The organism is Parapedobacter sp. (genome assembly GCF_035556095.1).
In the GTDB taxonomy this organism is placed as follows: domain Bacteria; phylum Bacteroidota; class Bacteroidia; order Sphingobacteriales; family Sphingobacteriaceae; genus Parapedobacter.
Genome location: NZ_DATMFT010000031.1, coordinates 1 through 19,041, shown reverse-complemented (window position 1 = coordinate 19,041; position 19,041 = coordinate 1). Strand labels below are relative to the sequence as shown.

Below are 19,041 nucleotides of genomic sequence, written 5' to 3'. Positions count from 1 at the left end.
TATAGTTATTTACCCTCTTTTTTATATTGATTCACTAAAACCTTACATTCACGCCAAGGTTATATATCCGAACATTTGGATACGACAAATCCCCAACCAACTCTGGGTCGAAATTTTTGGTTGGCAATCGATCCCATGTGATGAGGTTAAGCCCATTGAAATAGAACCTTGCTCCACCGATTCCTACTTTGCTCAAGACATGATCAGGCAGACTGAAACCAAGTTCTAAATTCTTCAATCGCAGATAACTCGCATCATTGATAAAAAAGTCATTCTCGATTTCGTTGGGATTTGCCTGTGTAGTTAATCTCGGGTAACTGATGGGTAAGCCCGCAGCGAACCGTTCTTCAGTCCAGCTCTCCAAATGCCGATGAACATAATTACTCACCGAATTTGTTCCGCGGTACATATAAAAATTAGACACGTTGGTCACTCCCTGAAACAACACACTAAGGTCGAGCTGCTTATAACTCAGATGAACGGCTGCTCCAAATGTATATTCTGGAATAGATGAATACAAAACAGGAGCACGATCTCTCAAATCTATGGAGCCGTCACCGTTTAAATCCTTATACCTGAAATCCCCCGGCCTCGATGGATGGCCACCTACACTCTGGATGGGCGAGAGCGAAACCTCTTCTTCACTTTCAAAGTAACCATCGACCAAATAGCCAAATTGCTGTCCTATTCGATACCCCGTTTGCCTAAAGCGATACGCATAATCTTCCGGCAATTGGGCTTCATCGGCAAACAGTTGCTTATTGCGTGCGTAATTGACATTGAATTTCGATAAAATGGAGAAATCATTGCTAAAACGCTTGTTGTAGTTAAGCTCGATCTCATATCCTTTATTTTCAATTATCCCGATATTTACAGGAGCGAGTACGCTCGTTGGCAACCCATTCAAAATCGGTATTGTCCCGCGGTAGCGTAGGATATTATCCCGTTTTTCTCGGAACAAATCAACCATGAGGTTAACCGCGTTGAAAAGTCCAATCTCGACCCCTAAATTGACCTTTCTAGCTACCTCCCACTGCAATTGTTCGTTTTTCAACAAAATAGTATTAACTACCTGCCCAAGTCCCAAGCTACCACTGTATCCACCTCCTGTCAATTGAACATTGTCTAAATACAAGAAGCGGCCACCTCCAATCCGGTCATTGCCGACGTGACCATAGGATGCCCGTAGTTTCAACAGATCGATAGCCCCACCTTTCTCGAAGAAGTGCTCGTCAGACACAATCCATGCACCTGATACTGCCGGAAAGAAACCATAACGATTTCCTTTGGCAAACTGTTCAGAACCATTGTAACCAGCGTTGAATTCCAAAAAATAGCGGTTTCGATAATTATAGGACAACCTAGTAGCGAGCCCCCGGAGGTTGTATGGGAGCTCGGTATTAATGACTGTCTTTTGTTGCTGAAAAAGCAACATTCCCGACAAGCTGTGATCATTGAACTGCCTATCATAATTGACGAACGCCTGGAAATTGGCGAGTGAGCTAAAAGTCCTACTTCCTGAAATGGCTAACGGCGTATTGACCCCGGCATTGGATGGCACGTTGTAGACGCTATCTCTACCATCTTGTCCCTTTAGATTAGGGTCGATAACCTGCATCCAACTCTCATACCCCCTCGACGCGCTGAGGTTATTCGTCGGACTAATGTCGAACGAAATGACTGCCTTTGTAGACAAGCCCTCTGTTATAAAGTCCAGGTCTTGGTCCATACCATAAGTGGCCATAATATTTCCGCGGGTCGATTTCACGTACCCGGACCTGTTGATAAGCGCAAATTGGGACCATTGGCCCGCACTTCCTACCAATACCTCTCCATCTTCAGTGAGTGGTCCCGGTACATTTGCAGGCATATCGTTGCCATACGCTATGATATATAAGGAGGCATCGCTACCGGTCGCACCCCAAGGAGCGTTGACATTTTCTACGTACCCGGCTACGTTCAGGTAAGCTGTCAATGATTTATTTAATGTCAAATCAATATTAGAGCGAAAATTGTAGCGATCCAATCGAAAACTCGGATCATATCCCAACGGTTCGCCCGGCTCCGTCTTGAATTGGCCACCCTGTCTGAGGTAACCCGCATTGACAAAATATTTTGACATCCGCCCCGCACCTGAAACGTTCAGGTTATGTCGTTGCATCAAAGCATATTTGTTGAGATTGATCTCGTTCCAATCATTATCAGGATAACGTTTTGGATCGTCCTGCAATAGGTAACGTTCCAATGCATAATCGGAATATGCGGGCGGCAATCCGTCATTTTTATGTGCTTGGTTACGTAGCGTCGCGAACTCGTACGAATTTACCGGCTTTATCAACCGTGGAAAGTCTTGAGCACTTGTCTCGAACGAATAATTGATTTCCGGTATTTCGGACGTCCCTCTTTTTGTTGTCACCAAAATCACCCCGTTGGCACCCCTTACACCGAAAATTGCTGTGGATGACGCATCTTTTAGGATTGTGATCGACTCTACCTCATTGGGATCTATGGAGGTAATCCCCCGCTCTATGCCATCCACCAAAATAATGGGACTTTGCGTATTCACCGTCCCTTGACCGCGTATAAACAACTGGGTGATGTCCCGTCCTGGTTCGCCACTTCTTTGTATAGCCGTTAGCCCTGGAAGACGACCGGCCAATGAGACGGCTAAGTTTGCTGCCGGGCTTTGCTTAATTTCCTTCGTCTGAATGGATGCAATAGCCCCAGTAACACTGGCTTTCTTTTGTGTGCCAAAACCCACCACGACCACTTCATCCAAACTGGACGATGTCTGTAAAAGGGTTACATCGATTTGTCGGTTATCAGAAACGGTCAATTCGAACGCCTGATAACCGACACGGCGGAAGACCAACACTTCATCGTTGCTTGCCTGAATTTGAAAACGTCCTTCAACATCCGTAGACGTGCCACGGGATGTCCCTTGTACCGTAACAGATGTTCCCTCCAACGGCGCACCCGTGGAGTCTCGGACAATCCCGGTCACTATTTCCTGAATCTCATTGCCCACGTCGCCGACATTTCCAATATCGACTAACGGTGTTGTCTCCCCCCAATCGTTGCTCCCGACGGCATGGAGTGACAACACAAACATAAACGTGAATCCTAAAAGTAATCTTTGTTTCAGGTACAAAAGAAACATATTGCTTCCTTTGTTAAATCGCTTATTCATAAACTTTCATAACTTTTTTGTGAATAACTAGTTGATTGTCCTAAAGCGACACGCTTCGTCGGCGAGTGACCGCCGGAACAGTACAAACTTGTCGATGTTTCTTGGTCTCATTTTTTTCATAATTCTTTTATTTACGATTACGGTTTGAAACTCAACTGATCCAGTCAAATTGAATCAAGTTTTATGGTTAATAACGCTGTTCGAAACTTATCAGTAACATCACAAATATATACCGAGATGAACACAACGATTTGCCTGATATCGACAAATGTTTACCCTATTTCCCCCTCTTTGTAGTTCGGTACGATCGTCGTTGGATTACCACCAGCCAAAAGACGAGACCTGCCTCACTTCCCGGCGCTCATACATTCGTAAAAGTCTTCGTAATTGATTGTTAAATATTGATAATCAATGATGTGACATACACATTCAGATAACTAGCTTTGTGTTCAAAGCCAATACATATCAATATGAAATGAATGGAATACGGATAGTAACCGCGATTATTAGCAAGCCTACGATTGTAAAGACTTAGGGTAGTCTTACTTCAATCCTGTTACTCAAACGAGTCCGGCATCAGCCCAACTATCGCATCGATTACAATGTCCTCTATTTCTTCGGCAAACGGTGCCGGCATGTTATACCAATACATACTGACATCCGCTTCATAACCACCCGCTTTAATCAACTCGCGGGAAGCAACGTAGCATGACACGTCATTTGCATACGTGTTGATCCACACCCGGTCCGTACCGAATTTGCTTTTTAGCTTTAGGGCATAGTCAGTCACTACCTCATTTCCCATATTGATCATGACCATTTTATCGTCAAAAGCCCAGATTTGGATAGGGTAGTCCACTTCGCGTGGAAGGTGTTCACCGCGTTGAATACGCTCCAAGGCAAGCCTTGCATAATAGCCTTTTATGGTGCTGTCGGTTTTCGCCAGTCTGATCAGTTCGGAAACCGTAGGCATCTTGCCGAATGGGAGTTTTATCCAACCCATCTTTCCGACGGGCGGCGCCAACAATGCGGTCATCGGCGATTGAATTACCCTCGCTACCTCGCTTGCTATCTCCCGTCCGTAAGCCTTTACGTATTCCGCTTTGCCTTGTCGAACGGGATGCGAATCGCCGGCACATCCGATGGCCACCATCGCGACAGCCTCCGGGTAAATCGCTTCGATCTGCTTTTGTGCTTCCACCATCCAATCTCCATGGAATTTATTGATGTCGGGCCCGTATGTTATCCCGTGCGTAGCATAATTCAAAAACACGGCCCGAAGCGTACCGTCCAGGTTGGTTACCCGCAAAACCGGCAAAGCGTTGTCTACCGGTCCACCTTCCGTTATCCGGTTCACACCGAAAGTGGCCTCCCCTTGCCCCCATGCAACAAATGCCGGCTTTCGGTTGCCCAATGCGGCCAATGCCACTTCTTCCAACTTATTGATCAGCTCCTCATTGTATTCGGCAATCGTAATCAATTGATCGAGATCCAAAAGCGTCTCACTGAAATGAAATCGGGTGGGATAATCTCCACGGCATTGTAAAGCATTCATTAGGTTACCCATTTCAGGCCCACCGTGCGTATGCGAGGCAGCAATCGCGATTCGCGACGGATCGATACCTGTTTTCGCTGAAAGCCGGTCTACGGCTTGGCTTACAATACGCCATTGTACCCCTAATAAATCAACCGTAATGAAAACCGAGGGGTATTGCGAGTCGCTTCCCAATGCCAATGCTTTGGCAGATAACCGATCGAACACTTCCGTAGCTTTCGCCGTCTCTCTAGCTGCAAAACCGGAGAGGCGCATCGGCTTTGTCGGCGTGATGTCTATCTTCGCTACACCTACTTCCATCGTTTGGTCAGTATCCTTCACGTGCATATTACGTTTGTTTTTCACCATGATCGCAATTACCAAAATCGCCAATAGATATAACACCAAGCTAACGCATACAACGCCGCCCAAAACGTAACCCGTTTCCACCACGGCCGCTTTACGCCATCGTTAAGGGTAAGGAGCCAGGAAGGTCTCCAAATAAACGACTTCACCTGTTCGGTTGTCGGCGGAGTGGTGTACAAAGAAACCATAACGACCAGCAACATAATCAATATTTGTGATATACCGCCGGCATACAACCAATGAAGGCGGATTTCCAACAGGGACAGAACGGATGTAAGAATGATCTGAATAGCGACGCCACCCAAAAGTCCTGCGACCGCACCCGTATAGCTGGTTCTTTTCCAAAGAATCCCCAGTATGATTACCGAAATAAACGGCGTTGCGATATACGTCACACCCATCTGGAAATACTTGAAAAGTCCGACTGTCCCCACAAACGGAGCAACCCAGGCAGCAATCAGTAAGGCCATCCCGCCCGATACTTGCCCCGAAATAATCATCTCCTTATCACTCGCATTTTTCCGCAAGAAATTACGATAAACATCCAATGAGAAAATCGTAGAAATCGAGTTGGAAAGTGCGCTAACCGAAGACATCACGGCCGCAAAAAAGCCAGCCAGTACAATGCCTTTGATTCCGGAAGGAGCAAATGTTTGCAATGCGAGTGGAAAAGCCCTATCATAATTGTCGGGCAATAAGCTCGGTCCCTGGTGCATCACGTCCAACCAATGATACATAACCAGTCCCATCAAACAGGTTACAACCGGTAGTACAATACCGATAAAACCTGCAAATACGATCCCCATCATGCCGTCCCACGTACTTTTAGCAGAGAGTATACGCTGTATCATTACCTGGTTGGACGATTGGTAAAACAGAAACACACCAAAGGAGGCGACAATAAGCCCCAAAAAAGGGGCTTCAGGATCGGATGGTGGATGATAGAGATGAAAGCGATCAGGAGCCGCTTCGACCATTGCATTCCAACCACCCGGAATGTGATCAAGTGCTAACCAGAAAAAAAGAATACCCCCCACCATAAAGAGTACACATTGTATAGCGTCCGTCCACATCACGGAGTTTAACCCGCCAAGCAGCGTATAACTCCCAGTAGCCACTACAATACCGGCCATCACGTAGTATTGGCTCCACCCGGTCAGCTCACTGACCGTTATACTCCCCCCATAAAGAACGGGTGGAAGAAAAACAAACACATAGCCGATGATCATGACCATGCTATAGATACTGGCGCATGCCGGTCCGAAACGGCGCTTCAGGAATTCCGGAACCGTCATGATCTTATTGCGCAAATACATTGGGATGAAAAAAATCATCGTCAGCAGATACGTCGGCAGGGCCCACCACGTCCAGTTTGCGATGCCCATTCCATCTTTGTAGGTTGCGCCCATGGTTCCTACAATCTGTTCGCTTGAAACCGTGGTTGCCACGAAGGCCGCTCCAACCAGGTACCAAGGCATTTTTCCTGAAGCCAGAAAGTAACCTTTCACCGTGCGGTCCGCTTTTTTTGCAGCAATCAGTCCGATAATGACGACGAACAAGGTAATACCTACGATGATGATGACATCAAGACTAGACAGGTGGAAATTATTCATTGGATAAATTAGGTCTTGTTAGTAATACGTTCGAAGTGTTTGATTTTATTGTTCTTACTTTTCAGGGTAAAATCCGGCGGGTGAGCCCGCGTTGGTAAGCATCCACACGGACAAAACCTTCGGCATATCGGCAACCTGCCGCCAGTCCCCGGAAACGAGCATGGATTTCAATCATTTCATTCATATCCGTGCTGGCCAGGTCTTCCATCGCAACGAACTGGCTTTTATGGCAAGCGAGCATCGCTTTTTTTGTTTCAAATGTCTCGGTGATGTCTACGTATTCCGTCGGATCAAACCGTATACCACATATATTGTCCATATAATACAATTGCGCATGTGCGAAACGGCAAGCCGGACGGGCCTGGTTCGGCATGAACGGTAAGCCCTTCTGGAAATACGAATCGAAAACAAGTTGCCCTACGTACCGGTGGTCGGGATGGTAGTCATTCGGCGAATGCGTGAAAATCACATCCGGATCGGCCGCTCTGAGTACATCGATCATCAGATGCCTTTGTTCCTGATTGGGAAAAACCAGTTCGTCTGTAACCCCGGCCCAGATTACATTTGCCCCGATGAGTTCAGCCGCGTTACGCGCTTCCTTTTCGCGCGTAACACTAAGTACATCGGGCTTTACCACCGCATCACCGATACTTCCATCTGTAAAGATGGCGATGGTTACTTGATGGCCATCCTTGGCATACCGCGCTAACGTGCCCCCACAAAGCAATTCAGTATCGTCAGGATGTGCCGCAACACAAAGAATATTCATAGCATTATCAATTAAATTTCAACTATTCTTAAAGTACACCATACCGGTCATAAACCGCTCTTAAGGTATCACCATTCAGTAAATCGGTCCGCGATTGGCTTTCTTTGGAAACCTTTTCAAACGCAAGAGCCAATACCCGATCTTCTATTTCTCGCGGCACAACCACTACACCATCAAAATCGGCGTAAACAAGATCGCCCGCCCGGACGAGCACACCACCACATTTGACCGGCACATCGTAGGCCATCATCCGCCCTCTGCCCAGACTGTCCACGGGCTTGATTCCGGTGTAGAACACGGGAAATCGCATGGCCATCATTTTCTTGCAGTCTCTAATCATGCTATCACAAATGACCCCTACTGCCCCGTTCCGCTTCGCAATAGTACTCATCAATTCACCCCATGGTGCATTTGTGTTTGCACTGTCGGTCGAATGAACAATAACGTCATTCTTCGTTAGCGAGTCTACCGCTTCAATTTCCAAATCATAGGCATCGGCTTCGACATAATCCGTTTCCATCCAACGTTGGGTCCTCGCTCTCCCCACGATGACACAATTGTCCGGATCCAATGGCCTGAGGCGATGGTGCATCGCATTATACCGGTGTCCCAGTGTGTCCATAACGTCCGAAACAATCGGTACGTAAAGATGCTTTCGAATCCAATCAAACTTCTCATCATCCGTTGTGAAAAGATCTGCCACTTTGTTCATATTCATTTTTTATTAAGTAAAATAATTTGCTCTATATCATTGAACCGATTTGCTAACCATCCCAACGGAATGGCTGCATTCTTTCGGGAATCACGCATCGGCTACCTAAGTTATATTGCGCGCAAAACCACTTGAATGTTTCGGGATTTTCCGCATTCAGTTCCATGAGATCATAATGGTTGGGCAGCACATAGGTAGGTTGAACCGCCCGTGCAAACAACGCCGCCTGCTCCGGTCCGGGATTGCCCCATTTCCCGTTTATGGGAACAAGCATCAGTTCGGGTTCTTTGGGTGCTGCTGCCAAAACAAGTGGATGGAATTCCGTATCACTTGTGTGGTAAACACTCCGGCCATTGTCGAACTTGATCAAATAACCCGTGGTGTCCAATACATCGACCCCCGACGGGATGGTAAAAACACCGGTTATTTCAACGGCACCAGACCGCCAGTTCTCACCTGCATGCAACACGATGATTTGCTTTTCGGGAACCCCCAGGGCAATCAATTTTTGGGCTGCCTGTCTGGGAGCCACGAACCGGGTCTTGTCTTTGCTCCGGTATAGCGTAATCGTCTCCGGATCCAAGTGATCGAGGTGATCGTGGGTTACGACATAAATATCTGCGCTAAGTTCCACCGGGTTGATAGGAACCGGGTAACGGCGTGCCAGTTCGGGCGTATCTTTAGCCGCCGAATCGGAAAGGTAGGGATCGATCACGACGGTGATACCGGCCGACCGGATGATGTACCCGGCCTGCCCGAGCCACCACAGGGCAGCTTCAGACGCCGACAATCGGAAATCAAGAATCTGGTCCATCATATTACAGGTTCACACAAAATTTCCTTACCGCTGCCTCATTTATTTCAATGCCCAACCCCGGTCCGTCGGGAACAGCGATGTAGCCCGATTCATCCAGTTGTACCGGATTTTCAATAACCTCCCTCAGCATGGGGTTGTCACTCACGTTGTATTCCAAAAACAGCGAGCGGGGAAGTATGGCATTTACGTGCAACGCGGCTGCCGTGTTCAGGTCGGTAAGCCAGGCGTGTGGGCATACGTCCACCCCCGCATACTCGGCTTCCCATAAAATTTTCCGGATTTGGGTAAATCCGCCGCAACGGGTAATGTCGGGCTGCACGACATCGATTCCTCCTTGTTGGATCAATTGCCGAAACCCCCAGCCGGTTGCCTCCTGCTCGCCGGCTGCCAAGCGGGTTTTTACACCTGCTGCTTTTGTTTTAGCGTAACCCTCGTAATTCTCGGGGTGCATGAAATCCTCAAGCCAGTAAATATCGTAAGGTTCCAACGCCCGGCAGAGCGCAATGGCATCGTAGGCACTGCGATCGACCATCCATCCGGGGTCTACCATCAGTTCAACCTCGGAGCCTACAGCCTCCCTGGCTGCCTCTACCAGCTTGATATCTAATTTCGGATCCTCGCCGAAAACGCCCCATCCGAATTTGATTGCTGTGAACCCACGTTCGAGGTAAAATGCGCAAGCCTCTTTAATAGCTTGCGGGGTTGGTCTGAACAACGTAGATGCATAAGCCCTAACGCGCTCCCGCCTCGCTCCGCCTAATATTTTGTAAATCGGTTTGCCGGTAGCCTTACCGATGATATCGTGGCAAGCAATATCAAATCCGGATAGGAGCTGCATGGCTACGCCCCTCCTTCCGTAATAGATCGACCGCCGGTAAACCTTGTCCCACAGGCGCTCCACATCAAACGGGTCTTCATTCATGACGATGGCACGTAACCCTTCAAAATAAGGCGAGCTGTCGGGTGCATTTACCGCCGCTACACCCACATGGGAAGACGTCTCGATATCTGACCAGCCCGTAATCCCTTCATCCGTGCTCACTTTCAACAATAAGCAATGCTTTACTCCCCTCGCCTCCTCACTGCCTTCTGGTGCCGTATTTTCGAACGGCGATTCAAGGATAAAAGCCTCTACATTGGTAATCTTCATATTCACAAAAATTAAAAATCAATTAAATGTCAGCGCTACCTTCAGCGCGATGTCGTGCCGGTTTCTAGCGAGATGGAAGGCGTCTGCCCAATTTTCAAACGGAATCTGATGTGTGATGAGCTGCGAAAGGGCCAATTTTGGGTCCAGCAGGCAAGCCAACGACTCATCCATCCGCTCCTCGTCATTGCAGCAGCCAACGATTTCCTGTTCGGCCACGTGCAGGGCAAACAGGTCGACCGGCACCGGGTCTTTGAGTAGACTGAAAACGACCAACCGGCCACGTTTCCGCAGCGCGGACAGGCATGTCGAAAAAGCTTCAGACGAACTTACGGCCAATATGGCAACATCCACCGAGCCAACGGGAGGGTTATTGACAATTTCGGCCCCGGGAATCATGCCAAGCCGGAAAGGTTCCCGCCCCGCCACCAATACCCGCGCCGCCCCCGCCCGGATAGCCAACCGGGCAATGATATTGCCGAATGGGCCGTCGCCCACCACCAGCACGACGCGCCCCTGCACATCCCCCGCCCGCGCGATGGCTTGCAAACAATTGGCCACCGGTTCCAGCAAGGCACCTAGTGGAAATGGTATTTCTTTGGGTAGCACCCGTACGCGGTCTGCGCGTTGGATGTAATATTCAGCAAATGTGCCGTCGCGGTCGATACCCAAATGCCCCATATTCAGGCACAGGTGGCCAAAACCCCGATGGCATTCCGCGCAGTAGCCACAGGGGACCACCGGATGGCTAGCCACCCGCGTGCCGACAGAAAGGCCGGTGACGCCGGAACCGCATTGCACCACTACACCCGACCCTTCGTGGCCGAGTACTTTCGGAAGTGCAATACCGAAGGGATTCTGCTGGATATCGTGTAGGTCTGATGTACAGATTGTCGAGGCCATGGTCTGGATAAGCACCTCACCGGCCTTTGGTACAGGCAAGGGCAGTTCAGTCGAAACCAATTGATTCAATCCGAGTAATTGTAGCGCTTTCATGGTGCTGGGTAGCGGTGTAGTCATTTGCTTATTGCGTTTGGATGGGGTAAGCCTAGGCATGCCAATGCATCGCGGTGGATAATCCCTTCGATTACTTCCTCGGGGACCGTTGGCAACCCGCTCCCTGCGATTACGTTATTCAGTTCACGCACCCCTTGCAGTGAGTCTTCCGTTGTGGTGAAGGGAAAGTCCGACCCAAACAGCACCTTCGATTCGGTTCGGTATTCCACTAATAGGCGCATGGAATTGTAAAATTGCCACGGCCGGTAATAGAGAGCCGATAGATCAGCATAGACGTTCGCATGCCGCCGAATCACGGAGATGGTCTCCCCTTCCCACGGATGGCCAAGGTGCGCGAGCACCATACGCAGATCGGGGAAATCCAGCGCCACGGCATCAAAATGAACGGGGCGCGAGTAATCCAATGGCGTACCGCTTACAAATGATGTCCCCGCATGGAAAAGGATAGGCAGGCCGTGGGTTACACAATACCTGTATATATCATAGCATCGTGGATCTGCAGGGTGCACATTCTGATAAAGTGGGGCTAACTTAACGCCCACCGCCCCAAATTGCTGATGGCATTTTTCCAATTCCTCCATAAACCCCGGTTTCGCCGGGTCTATTGAAGCGAAAAACAACAACCTATCGGCAGCCCGTTTGACGTGTGCCGCCACCTCCTCATTTGGTATATTCCAATCGGTAGCGGCTGCCTGCAAACCAAATACGACGGCTACATCTGCGGCCCGGGTTGTTTCCAAATGCCGTTCGGCCACATCGCCCCAAACAGCCTGATCAACGCCACAACGCTTCAGGTCGGCCTGTAGCTTCGGCCCAAAGTCTGATCCGGACTTAAAAACATGGGTATGAACATCTACAATCATAACTGCAATTATAAAGGATGGAATTCCAATCGGGTTACCCCATATGAATAAATTGCTATCCTATTTCGCCTTTTTAAAGTTTCTGTAATTAAATATCTTAAATTGGTATGGTTATTCAGCAGATTACTCGAATTAGTTTCAATCAAGTCGTCGCCTTGTCAAGGTCGCGAAAGCTTCAAATCAGTTCATAAATTTTATATCTTTAGACCATGAAAGCAAGTTACAAGCCCGTACCTTTAGCCGAATCTAATTTATTCAATGTCGTTTTACAAGAGAATAAAAAGGAATTTGATTACCCTTGGCATTACCATAACGAATACGAATTGACCTACATCCCAGCGGGCCAAGGAATACGCTATGTGGGCAACAGCGTGGAGAACTACGTGAGCGACGATTTCGTTTTGCTAGGCTCGAACCTGCCTCATTGTTGGATTGACGAAACCGGGAGTGAGCAGCGCCCCCCAAATGCAATAGTCATATACCTAAAAGAACAATTTTGGGATGAAATATGGATGCAAAGTCACGAATTTACGGGAATTAGAAATTTGCTTCAATTAGCCAGTAGAGGCATTAAGTTCAACAAAACCGTCGCCAAGCGATTAAAAGCGAAATGCCTCGATTTGCCAGATTTACCTCCGCTTCAACGGTTAGTGCAGCTCCTCCAGATTTTGGATGAATTAAGCGTATCTTCCGAATATAGCTTTTTATGCGAGCACGGTTTTTCTTACGAACCAAATGGCCACAGTAGTGATCGCATCAATACCATTAACAAGTACATAAGTACGCATTATCGGGAAAAGATTACACTTGATGACATCGCCGCCCAGGTATACATGAGCCCTAAATATTTTTCTCGGTTTTTCAGCAAGGTGATGAAAAAGCCCTTCTCAGAATTCCTTAACGAATACCGGATTAGCAAGGCGTGTAAATTGCTCATCGATACGGACAAGCCAATAAGTGACATCTGCTACGATTCGGGATTCGAAAGCATTCCATTCTTTTATCGGCAATTCAAGAAATTCAAAGGCTGCCAACCGAAAGTGTACCGACTAAATTATCGGAAGGCATTGTAATTGGGTGCCATTCGATGTGATGGCTACCGGCCCTTAGCTCCCGCCGCCCGGAAATGGACACGGTCGCTATCACAGTTGCTGCCCGTCAAATCGACCCTTAATCTAATTGAGTAGGTAAAAAAGATAGCTATGCCGTACCGTAATTTTTTTGTTTAACTTCGCCGCTTGGAAACCTTTTTAGGTGGCCGCTAATATCAGCTAGATTTAATTACAAGAAAATGCAAAAAGAATCAGGTACGCCACCTTTACGGGTGGGGATTGTCGGTTACGGAAATTTGGGGAAAGGCGTTGCGCTAGCCATCGGGCAAAACCCAGACATGGAGTTGGTAGCTGTTTTTACTCGGCGGCCGCCTGAGGAATTAACAGCTGTTGAAAACGCAGTTCCATATGCGCGGATTACCGACTATAGCGCCGATATTGACGTGATGATCTTATGTGGAGGGTCTTCAACCGATCTTCCGGAACAGGTTTTGTCGGTTTCCAAGCTGTTCAATACGGTAGACAGCTTCGATACACATGCCAAGATACCGGCCTATTTCTCGCAGGTCGACGAGGCAGCGAAAGCCGCAAACACCTTATCGCTCATATCAACCGGCTGGGACCCGGGGCTGTTCTCACTAGCCCGGTTGCTCGGGCAGAGCGTGCTGCCCCAGGGCGAAGAATATACCTTTTGGGGAAAAGGCCTGAGCCAGGGGCATTCCGATGCCGTGAGACGGGTGCCGGGTGTAAAAAACGGCGTACAGTACACGATACCGCTGGAAAGCGCCATCGAACAAGTACGTGCCGGCGCCACGCCCAGCCTTACCACTGCCGACCGTCATCGGCGGGTTTGCTATGTGGTCGCAAAACCGGAAGCCAACCTATCCGAAATCGAGGAGAATATCAAATCCATGCCCCACTATTTCGAGCCGTACGATACCACGGTGCATTTCATCAGCGACGAAGAATTGCGGGAAAACCACTCGGGCATGCCCCATGGTGGCACGGTGTTCCGGTCGGGCATCACCGGCAACGGCTCCCGTCAGCGGATAGAATTCGGGCTGGCACTGGAAAGCAACCCCGAGTTTACGGCGAGCGTGCTGGTTGCCTACGCGAGGGCGGTAGGGAAGTTGGCTAAAGAAGGTCAAACAGGCGCGAGGACAGTATTCGACATCCCCTTAGGGTATTTATCGCCCCACGCTGCCGAGGAACTTCGGCGTACGTTGCTGTAGTCTTGGTATTTTACGGCATCAGCACGGCCCGGATACAATCATCTGTCCGGCTATTGAACAGCTTGTATACCTTACTCCCATCGCTGAGCGGCATGGGATGGGTAAGCATAAAACCGGGATCAATTTTCCCCTGCCGGATGAGTTCAAACAGCAACGGCACATGACGTTGGCCCTGCATCTGTCCGCCGCGCATGGTAAGTCCTTTATTAAAAAAGAGGCCCATCGGTATTTTATCGGCGAATCCGGCATAAACCCCCACTACGGCAACCGTACCCCCTTCGCGGCATGCGGCTATGGCTTGCCGCAACGCGGCGGGCCGGTCAGTCTCCAATTTTAAAGCCTGCTTAGTGCGGTCATAATAGTGTTCTACGCCGGTGCTGTTGGCTTCCATGCCCACGGCATCAATACAACAATCGGGTCCCCTCCCTCCGGTCGCCTCTTTGAGCGCTTCCAGCACGTCGGCATCGCGGTAATTGAGCACTTCTGCCTTGCTGTAGGTAGCCGCTGCAGCCAGTCGGTAATCGATATCGTCTATCGCAATAACCCGCTCGGCGCCCATGTAGTAGGCACACTGAATAGCCATTTGCCCCACGCCGCCCGCGCCCCACACGGCCACAATATCGCCAGGTTTGACGTCGGCCATCTCTGCGGCGATGTATCCTGTGGGAACGCCATCAGACACGAACACCGCTTTTTCGTCGGGGATGTCTTCGGGGATTTTAAATGCCCCATGGTCCGCAAACGGTACCCGGATGTATTTGGCATGACTGCCCGCATAGCCACCGAATAGGTGCGAATAAAGGCAGGTGTTTTTACGTCACTTCTGTTGTTTTTTAAAATTTGCTCACACTCGTCGACTAAAAAGCAGAGTACGTGGATTTTGGTCAAAGAATTAATGTCGGTCAAGTCTCCTGAATGTATTTCCGATATGGCCCAAGCTCTGGCCAAGAAATATTCCCCGTAACCGAATACGGCTTCGTTGGCGTTGCAAACCTCCAAACGATGAGCCATACGTTCAAAAATAAATTGATCGAGACTGGAGAAAACCTCCTCTGATTCAGCGCTTACTAATTTATTTTTGATCAAATTGTCTATTCCCCACCCAATCCCTGGCACCCCACAGCTAAAGCTCAATCGAGATGAAGTGCTTATGTTTCCAATTTTCCGCGCAGCCCCGTTGTTATATAATACCCACCAGTTTGGGCAGCATCGCCTTTGAACTCGATCAAGCCGCCTTTCCTGAGTTGATGGAGGTAGCGCTCCACCGTTCTTGCACTGCCCAGTTCCGTTTTTGCCATATATGTTGGCGCACGTTTCCCCTCGTCTTCAAAAATAGCCCTGAGCAGCACCGCCAATTTCCGTTTCACCTCTTTCGTTGCACCGTCAATTGCACCGTCAATTGCACCGTCAATTGTCTGCAACCCCTGCTGTGCCACAAAACCCTTATTGATAAACTGCACCTGGAATTGTAGTCCGCCACGCTCAAACCATTTAAACTCGATTTCAGGATAAGCCTTCAGCTCGTCGGCTATCAGTTTCAAACCATTTCCCCATTGGTCGATAAGCCCAACCCGTTTGAATACCGGGGCAATCACTTTGTTGCGAATGTCTGACTGGCGGGCCTCCAACTCATCGAAATCAATGGATGGAAGCAACATGCCGGGACTGGTAATCTCGATCATATCGTCAAAGATGGCCACTTTGATATCCCTGCCCGTAAGGGCGTAATCCCGATGTACCACCGCATTCCGGATGGCTTCTCGAACAGCAACTACTGGATATTGCCATCGGGAATTGGTGTATACTCCCTCCACCACCGCCGATTTATTGATATGCCGCAACACAAACTCATAGGCTTGCTCTGCCTGTATGCCAATATGGGCATCGATGGTTTTCTGGTCGATGAACGTACCGGTATCCGTTCCCTTGAACCGGGCGCATTCGATCTTGGCGTATGGGAAATACTGCCTGCGGATGGCTCCATCCGAGAACAGGACCAACGCGTGGGTAGACATAAGACTCCCTTGATGTGGCTTTACCAATTCCAGCTTGCGCAAGGCGACTTCGTCCAATACCTCTCCGGTGCGTTCCTCATAAAATGACCCGAATGCAGCGATGTCCAAATCGCCAATGCTGCAGTCGAGCAACGGCTCGCTGTCGTACGACACGTTGCGTTTCTGCCGCTCCAGGTCGGCAACGATATCTTCATCGGCCAAGTGGTTGGATGAGCCCACCCTGATGTAGGTCCCCTCTCTTTTGCCCTTTGTCTTTAGGTAGTACGGGAAATTGCTGCCCCGGTGGATGCGTACCCGTATCAAATGGGCATCATCGACCTGCTGGAAAGATATCTCGGGCACGATGATGGGGTGACAGTGGTCAAAGATGATGTTGCTGATTTGCTCTTCCAAGGCCAGCAACTCGTCTTCCGGCAGGCCAACGAGTTTGCGTGGATTGTCTTGCACACCGATGACCAACTCTCCCCCCGCATCGTTGGCAAAAGCCATGATGGTCTTGGCAAGCTCTTGGGGCTTGGGCAACTGCTGCTTGAATTCCAAACGCCTGCCTTCCGGTTGGTCTATGAGTGATTTGAGGTTCATGGATTACAAATCTAAACATATTCCTCGATTCCAGTCAAATTTCGCCACTAATTTTAGCAAAACCTTTCCGTATATATTCTTTGGCATAGTCCAATACAGACTTGTTGTCCCATTTGTCTTCAAACTTGTATCGCACGTTCTCTCCTCCTTTGTCAATTTGCTGCGTCCCATTAGCCCCATACTCATACCCCCAGCGAGAAAAGTTTACTATATTCGGCAATATTAAACAGCTTTTCAAATATGGGTTTCCGAAGATAAACCGGAATCTTATTCAGCGTGCTCATGTACTTCAACAGGTACACCCACTTGTCTGTATCTGTCAGCAAATCACTTTCTTTCTTTGCAAAGTTAGGCAATTCTAAAAACTTAAAACCCAGTTTATTGTAAACCATTCATGCAGCTGTTAAAATCAAAATGCATGAATGCTCCATTATGCCGCTAAAGAACGATTAATGTTATAATGAAAAACTTTACCCGAAGTCTTTTCCATCAATGCAATGTCATGGAAGTACCTGCCTTGTTCATCGGCATCCATACCGAATTCCAGAATGCCGATTAAGTAAACTTCCGGCAACTGGTAATCATTGGATGCCCTCCCCTTTTTCAACAACCGCTGGATAAGCCGCGAGACGTAAAACAGTGTCCTGTCCTTGAAGAAATCTTGCCCTACCCGCTGCATCTCGACGATGAAATATTCCCCATGATCGCCGCGGCACTGCAGGTCGAAAACAACACGTTTGTCCACGTCTTCATCACCATCGTGTTCATTAGGTGCATATTCGAGCTCGGCAATGTGCTTCTCTCCTTGGAACAGGTCGTTGAGGAATTCAATTAAAATCTTCTTATTGGGTTCCTGACCGAAAAGATGGCGAAAGCCCCAATCCGTAAGCGGGTCGATAAATCTTCCTATTTTAGGTTCTTTTCCATTGGCCATAAGGAAAAATAAAAATTTTAGCTTAATTTTGCCAGTTATTAATTGACCAATTAACGTAATCAACTGGCATGTGTAATTTCATCAAATACGGCCTAAGTTGGTCGAATGTGGTATATTATGCAGGCATTCGGGGAGATATCGATTAAACGGTGATAAATTATGAAAAAAATAACTTTTACGGTTGTCTTACTTGTAACGATGGGTGTTAGCGCATTCAGTCAAGACACCGATCAAATCTCACGCAAAGAGGTATTATTGTATCTACTTTATACCGGCAAGAACAAATTGATTCCAAAATCAGAGGTCAAAACGCATAGTGTGGACAGTAATGGGAACACCATCCTCCACATCAATATGGCTGGAGACTCCATGGTGACCGGAATGGTACCTTACAATGAGACCTGCCCCATGAATATGTATCTGTGGGAATTGTCAAGATGGCCTGCAAACTATGTTTACAATAACGTTTTTTATCATCAACGCAACAGCGATAGTTTTATGGAAGAACTTGGAATGTCCACCGATGAATTGGAGAAAATGCCCTCGGTCGATATTATGAAATTGGGACAAACGAATCCATATTATATTGCCAGCCAGGGCGTAGTAGGCCAATTCTGGATTTTGGATGCAGATTGGCAAGTGGATACCACACGTACAAAACCACGCTTATTTAAACAATTGGCGTCTTGGAATTTAGAGTTTGATTATTACATTTTAAACCGGTTACAAAAAATTCATAGCATAACCCCTGTCACTAAGAATGCTAAGCGTGACGTGGCCGTTAAACCTATTTATTAATTTCTTGATTCGAGAAATTTATCCACTTCGTTTTAATCTATAATACTGAAGAGATAACCTCCTGTTTAAAGAGTCCAAGAATTAGGTATTTCAAAAATTAGCAGAGAGCAACCGACAGTTTTTTAAAACCCATGACTGCCAGAGGCTAGGCGTTCATCCGAGAATATCCGTTGCTGAAAATGCAGGCTCTTGGCCGATGGGAATTTGGAACTAAGTCCCTATCTCTTCTATTAGTTCTTCTACTAATCCTTCTATCAACCTATGATACTCCCTATTTGTTGGACAACTATTGCACTAATTTAAGATATAATTACGACACATTTTTAATTTGCTGATAGAACCTTTCATCGGGTGTTATCCTACCGATTGATTTATGTCTTCTTTCGGTGTTGTAGAACCT

At 48.0% G+C, this 19,041-nt stretch carries 16 protein-coding genes; 3 read left to right on the top strand and 13 right to left on the bottom strand.

From position 1 onward, the window contains the following. Nucleotides 1-34 precede the first annotated feature (34 nt). The 9 genes from VNQ80_RS18990 to VNQ80_RS18950 all read right to left on the bottom strand — a co-directional run bounded on the left by VNQ80_RS18990 (nucleotide 35) and on the right by VNQ80_RS18950 (nucleotide 12,028). Nucleotides 35-3,112, bottom strand: a complete 3,078-nt coding sequence (locus VNQ80_RS18990; RefSeq protein WP_325641657.1) for a TonB-dependent receptor — start codon at nucleotides 3,110-3,112, stop codon at nucleotides 35-37. A 634-nt stretch (nucleotides 3,113-3,746) separates the two neighbouring features. Then, nucleotides 3,747-5,093: a hypothetical protein gene (locus VNQ80_RS18985; protein WP_325641656.1), complete on the bottom strand. Its 1,347-nt coding sequence runs from the start codon at nucleotides 5,091-5,093 to the stop codon at nucleotides 3,747-3,749. 8 nt (nucleotides 5,094-5,101) lie between these two features. Beyond that, nucleotides 5,102-6,703, bottom strand: a complete 1,602-nt coding sequence (locus VNQ80_RS18980) for an SLC5 family protein (RefSeq protein ID WP_325641655.1) — start codon at nucleotides 6,701-6,703, stop codon at nucleotides 5,102-5,104. Nucleotides 6,704-6,764: 61 nt separating this feature from the next. After that, nucleotides 6,765-7,472, bottom strand: coding sequence for a PIG-L deacetylase family protein (locus VNQ80_RS18975; protein WP_325641653.1), 708 nt, complete (start codon nucleotides 7,470-7,472; stop codon nucleotides 6,765-6,767). A 28-nt stretch (nucleotides 7,473-7,500) separates the two neighbouring features. Then, nucleotides 7,501-8,190, bottom strand: a complete 690-nt coding sequence (locus VNQ80_RS18970) for an RraA family protein (RefSeq protein WP_325641651.1) — start codon at nucleotides 8,188-8,190, stop codon at nucleotides 7,501-7,503. Between the two features lie 46 nt (nucleotides 8,191-8,236). Beyond that, complete coding sequence (locus VNQ80_RS18965) at nucleotides 8,237-9,001, bottom strand: MBL fold metallo-hydrolase (RefSeq protein ID WP_325641649.1); 765 nt, start codon at nucleotides 8,999-9,001, stop codon at nucleotides 8,237-8,239. A gap of 1 nt (nucleotide 9,002) precedes the next feature. Continuing rightward, nucleotides 9,003-10,151, bottom strand: coding sequence for a mandelate racemase/muconate lactonizing enzyme family protein (locus VNQ80_RS18960; RefSeq protein WP_325641647.1), 1,149 nt, complete (start codon nucleotides 10,149-10,151; stop codon nucleotides 9,003-9,005). A gap of 18 nt (nucleotides 10,152-10,169) precedes the next feature. Further along, nucleotides 10,170-11,168 carry a zinc-dependent alcohol dehydrogenase gene (locus tag VNQ80_RS18955; RefSeq protein WP_325641645.1) on the bottom strand — a complete coding sequence of 333 codons (999 nt, stop codon included), beginning with the start codon at nucleotides 11,166-11,168 and terminating at the stop codon, nucleotides 10,170-10,172. Further along, nucleotides 11,165-12,028, bottom strand: coding sequence for an amidohydrolase family protein (locus tag VNQ80_RS18950; RefSeq protein WP_325641644.1), 864 nt, complete (start codon nucleotides 12,026-12,028; stop codon nucleotides 11,165-11,167). Before VNQ80_RS18950 ends, VNQ80_RS18955 begins: the two co-directional genes overlap by 4 nt. A gap of 209 nt (nucleotides 12,029-12,237) precedes the next feature. Between VNQ80_RS18950 and VNQ80_RS18945 the strand changes: the two genes are divergently transcribed. Together VNQ80_RS18945 and VNQ80_RS18940 are read left to right on the top strand one after the other, a co-directional pair. Next, nucleotides 12,238-13,101 (top strand): AraC family transcriptional regulator, encoded by an 864-nt coding sequence (locus tag VNQ80_RS18945; protein WP_325641642.1) that lies wholly within the window; start codon nucleotides 12,238-12,240, stop codon nucleotides 13,099-13,101. 218 nt (nucleotides 13,102-13,319) lie between these two features. Next, nucleotides 13,320-14,312 carry a diaminopimelate dehydrogenase gene (locus tag VNQ80_RS18940; RefSeq protein WP_325641640.1) on the top strand — a complete coding sequence of 331 codons (993 nt, stop codon included), beginning with the start codon at nucleotides 13,320-13,322 and terminating at the stop codon, nucleotides 14,310-14,312. 10 nt (nucleotides 14,313-14,322) lie between these two features. On the opposite strand, the gene VNQ80_RS18935 is transcribed toward VNQ80_RS18940, so the two are convergent. The 4 genes from VNQ80_RS18935 to VNQ80_RS18920 all read right to left on the bottom strand — a co-directional run bounded on the left by VNQ80_RS18935 (nucleotide 14,323) and on the right by VNQ80_RS18920 (nucleotide 17,843). Beyond that, the gene (locus VNQ80_RS18935; protein ID WP_325641638.1) at nucleotides 14,323-14,994 is read right to left on the bottom strand and encodes a zinc-binding dehydrogenase; all 672 of its coding nucleotides are present in this window, start codon (nucleotides 14,992-14,994) and stop codon (nucleotides 14,323-14,325) included. A 466-nt stretch (nucleotides 14,995-15,460) separates the two neighbouring features. Further along, nucleotides 15,461-16,909, bottom strand: a complete 1,449-nt coding sequence (locus tag VNQ80_RS18930; protein ID WP_325641636.1) for an RNA-binding domain-containing protein — start codon at nucleotides 16,907-16,909, stop codon at nucleotides 15,461-15,463. Between the two features lie 182 nt (nucleotides 16,910-17,091). Further along, on the bottom strand, nucleotides 17,092-17,301 hold the full coding sequence (locus VNQ80_RS18925) for a PD-(D/E)XK nuclease family transposase (protein WP_325641634.1): 210 nt from the start codon (nucleotides 17,299-17,301) through the stop codon (nucleotides 17,092-17,094). A 38-nt stretch (nucleotides 17,302-17,339) separates the two neighbouring features. Then, nucleotides 17,340-17,843 (bottom strand): PD-(D/E)XK nuclease family transposase, encoded by a 504-nt coding sequence (locus VNQ80_RS18920; RefSeq protein ID WP_325641632.1) that lies wholly within the window; start codon nucleotides 17,841-17,843, stop codon nucleotides 17,340-17,342. A gap of 159 nt (nucleotides 17,844-18,002) precedes the next feature. Here VNQ80_RS18920 and VNQ80_RS18915 point away from each other — a divergent pair, with 159 nt between their 5' ends. Then, nucleotides 18,003-18,641: a hypothetical protein gene (locus VNQ80_RS18915; RefSeq protein WP_325641630.1), complete on the top strand. Its 639-nt coding sequence runs from the start codon at nucleotides 18,003-18,005 to the stop codon at nucleotides 18,639-18,641. Nucleotides 18,642-19,041: the final 400 nt, after the last annotated feature.

Bases quoted from the DNA above. Each gene is read 5' to 3' on its own strand.
- VNQ80_RS18990 (WP_325641657.1), bottom strand. From the start codon at position 3,112: ATGTTTGTGTTGTCACTCCATGCCGTCGGGAGCAACGATTGGGGGGAG.
- VNQ80_RS18985 (WP_325641656.1), bottom strand. From the start codon at position 5,093: ATGGTGAAAAACAAACGTAATATGCACGTGAAGGATACTGACCAAACG.
- VNQ80_RS18980 (WP_325641655.1), bottom strand. From the start codon at position 6,703: ATGAATAATTTCCACCTGTCTAGTCTTGATGTCATCATCATCGTAGGT.
- VNQ80_RS18975 (WP_325641653.1), bottom strand. From the start codon at position 7,472: ATGAATATTCTTTGTGTTGCGGCACATCCTGACGATACTGAATTGCTT.
- VNQ80_RS18970 (WP_325641651.1), bottom strand. From the start codon at position 8,190: ATGAATATGAACAAAGTGGCAGATCTTTTCACAACGGATGATGAGAAG.
- VNQ80_RS18965 (WP_325641649.1), bottom strand. From the start codon at position 9,001: ATGATGGACCAGATTCTTGATTTCCGATTGTCGGCGTCTGAAGCTGCC.
- VNQ80_RS18960 (WP_325641647.1), bottom strand. From the start codon at position 10,151: ATGAAGATTACCAATGTAGAGGCTTTTATCCTTGAATCGCCGTTCGAA.
- VNQ80_RS18955 (WP_325641645.1), bottom strand. From the start codon at position 11,168: ATGACTACACCGCTACCCAGCACCATGAAAGCGCTACAATTACTCGGA.
- VNQ80_RS18950 (WP_325641644.1), bottom strand. From the start codon at position 12,028: ATGATTGTAGATGTTCATACCCATGTTTTTAAGTCCGGATCAGACTTT.
- VNQ80_RS18945 (WP_325641642.1), top strand. From the start codon at position 12,238: ATGAAAGCAAGTTACAAGCCCGTACCTTTAGCCGAATCTAATTTATTC.
- VNQ80_RS18940 (WP_325641640.1), top strand. From the start codon at position 13,320: ATGCAAAAAGAATCAGGTACGCCACCTTTACGGGTGGGGATTGTCGGT.
- VNQ80_RS18930 (WP_325641636.1), bottom strand. From the start codon at position 16,909: ATGAACCTCAAATCACTCATAGACCAACCGGAAGGCAGGCGTTTGGAA.
- VNQ80_RS18925 (WP_325641634.1), bottom strand. From the start codon at position 17,301: ATGGTTTACAATAAACTGGGTTTTAAGTTTTTAGAATTGCCTAACTTT.
- VNQ80_RS18920 (WP_325641632.1), bottom strand. From the start codon at position 17,843: ATGGCCAATGGAAAAGAACCTAAAATAGGAAGATTTATCGACCCGCTT.
- VNQ80_RS18915 (WP_325641630.1), top strand. From the start codon at position 18,003: ATGAAAAAAATAACTTTTACGGTTGTCTTACTTGTAACGATGGGTGTT.